Origin of the sequence: Leptolyngbya sp. FACHB-36 (assembly GCF_014695955.1) — a bacterium.
Classification (GTDB): Bacteria; Cyanobacteriota; Cyanobacteriia; order Leptolyngbyales; family Leptolyngbyaceae; genus FACHB-36.
In genome coordinates, this window is the sequence record NZ_JACJPG010000020.1 from 1 (window position 1) to 2514 (window position 2514).

Sequence of the window (2514 nt, forward strand, 5' to 3'; positions counted from 1 at the left end):
TACGCCCGAGAACTAATTGAGCAAGCAGAGCAGCGCGCCGCTCAGATTCTCGATGAGATGGGCATTTTGCGGCAGGCAGAACTGGAAGCGCAGCAAATCCGGCAGCGAGTGCACCAAGAGTGCGACGCGGTGAAAGAGCAAACGATCGCTGAAATTGATCGGATGCGCCGCCAAGCACAGCAAGAACTGGAAACGTTGCAGCAAATGGCACTCGCCGAGTGCGACGAAATTCAAGCGGGTGCAGACCGCTACGCCGATCGAGTGCTGACCGATATGGAACACCAGCTTTCCGAAATGCTGCGCGTTATCCGCAACGGTCGTCAGCAACTCCAACCGTCTGAGATGTCCGCTCGCTCACGAGAAACCGGAAGCAGTTCAGGTGGACGATCGGCAGCGTCGAGGGGCGATCGAGCTAGGTAGCGAGCGATCGCAGCGAGTAGCCCTAAGGACAGTCGTCCACTACCCGACGCTCAAAAATTCTCGGATGTATTGATTCACCGTGTCTGGCTGCTCTTGCTGTACCCAATGGCTGCAATTTGGAATGTAGCGAATGCGGAAGTTCCGCACGTACTTCTCAGTGCCGTAGGTCAGTTCCTTGCCCAGCGCTGTGTCTTCCTCGCCCCAAATCAGCAAGGTTGGCACGTCGAGCACGCTCCAATCCTGACTGGTGAAGCCCTGCTGAAACACATTGCGGTAGTAATTTAAGGCAGCAGTCAGCACTCCGCGTTTGGCAAACGCATTTTTGTAGGCTTCGATATCGGCTTCACTAAAGGCGGCTTTGTTGATTGCCATACCGCGAAACGCCGACTCTAGCGCCTGAAAATCGTTAAATTGCAGCAGCAGCTCTGGCAGCACTGGGATCTGGAAGAACCCCATGTATGAACTGCGCAGTATCTGCTGTGGGGTGCGAAGCCCTTCCGCAAATTTAGCCGGATGAGGCAGATTGAGCACAATGAGCCGCTCCAGCATTTCAGGATGCGCGTAGGCAAAATTCCAGGCGATCGCGCCGCCCCAGTCGTGCCCAACGAGAACGCAGCGATCGTACCCCAGTCCTTCAATCACACCCTTAACATCCTGGACAAACTCCCGCATCACATAGGCAGACTGCTCGGCAGGTTTGTCGCTGTCGTTGTAGCCGCGCAGGTCTAGCGCGACGACTTTGTGGTCTTTGGCAAATTCGGGGATCTGCTTACGCCAGGAGTACCAAAACTCCGGAAACCCATGCAGCATCAGCATCAAAGGACCATCGCCCTGAGTGACGTAGTGCAGCCGAACGCCATTGGTCAAGAGAGTGTCGTGAGTCCAAGGTTCTTGCATAGAAGTTGTCAGCAATTCGTTCTTCATTATTAGCGTAGTGTGCGGCTACTTAAACTGTCTGAAGCAGGTTGACTGACAAAACCCAACCGTAGATTCCCAACTACAAAAGACTTGAAGCAGTTCGGAAGCTTTCAGATTAGTGAGGTTGGGGCTGCAAAGACTCAAGCGGGAACGAGGCATCTCGTTCCCGCTCCTTAACGGGGTGAGCACAAGCCTGAGGATTTTCCACAGTGGCGCTCTTTGAGCAGTTTAAGCAACCCTTGCAAAGGTGAGGAGATCCACGATCGTGAAATCACCAGTAGTTCCATTGCGGCGTGGGAGGGTGGGCTTCCAGTTGCGGTCCTTGCTCCAGTAGGAACTGGCATCGCTGAGCAACAGACCGAAGAAAACCTCCGCCAGAATTCGACTGCCAACCTCGCCAAGCCTCTGCCCACCTTGGCGGACAAGGGCTTCTTTGAGGATGTAGTACCACAGCGGTGTGCTCTCGTGGAACTTGAGATCCTTCAATTCCGCTGTTTCTTCTGGCTTTAGCGGCTCATAACCGAGTTCTTTGGCGATCGCCTGACCCGAAGGAAGCTGATGTTGCAGATGCCGCTCTAAATTGCGACCCGCCAGCGTCCTTATGTCTTCTGCGGGTTCGAGCAGTCCGGGACCCACGGGCAAATCGAACATCGGTGTAGAGATGAACGGATCAATGCGCTTGTTTTTCTTCACCCTTGGCTGCACAACAGGTTTACCATCCTTTACAGCGACTTCCTGAACTCCGAAGTCAAAGAAAATGTCCCACTCGACGAATCTGCGCGGTGCCCGCCGACCTCCGCGCAGATCGTTGGGATCGCCATCCTCGGGATCGATCGCGGCATCGAAGATTGGCGCACCAAATCCCTGATTTGGCTTGTACCCAGGTCGGATCTGGCTGTGTCCGAATCGGTACGCAGCGACCTGAAACTCGCGTGGCATCTTTGGTTTTGCGGAGGGCTTGAAGATCGTTGGTCCGTTTTTCTTGACCTGCTCATACACCTTCGGATCTAGGGTTGCCTTGAGGAACTGGTTGACGATGATGTACTGGTAGTGCCAGCGAACGAGCTGTCGCGCTTCCTCAAAGATCTCTTTGGGATTCGCTTTAGGTTTCCGGTGGGCGACATAATCGATGACCTGGTTGTGAAACTTGAGAAAGGCGAGGTGGAGCTGAGAAAT

2 protein-coding genes and 1 pseudogene are annotated in these 2514 nt (G+C 54.3%); 1 reads left to right on the forward strand and 2 read right to left on the reverse strand.

Annotated elements, in window-relative coordinates; genetic code table 11:
• Nucleotides 1-420, forward strand: a pseudogene (locus tag H6F43_RS00230) (hypothetical protein); the annotation flags it as partial.
• A gap of 39 nt (nucleotides 421-459) precedes the next feature.
• On the opposite strand, the gene H6F43_RS00235 reads toward H6F43_RS00230, so the two are convergent.
• On the reverse strand, nucleotides 460-1317 hold the full coding sequence (locus H6F43_RS00235) for an alpha/beta hydrolase (RefSeq protein ID WP_190340036.1): 858 nt from the start codon (nucleotides 1315-1317) through the stop codon (nucleotides 460-462).
• Nucleotides 1318-1566: 249 nt separating this feature from the next.
• Nucleotides 1567-2514: peroxidase family protein (locus tag H6F43_RS00240; RefSeq protein ID WP_199290071.1), on the reverse strand; the 948-nt coding region annotated here is incomplete at its 5' end.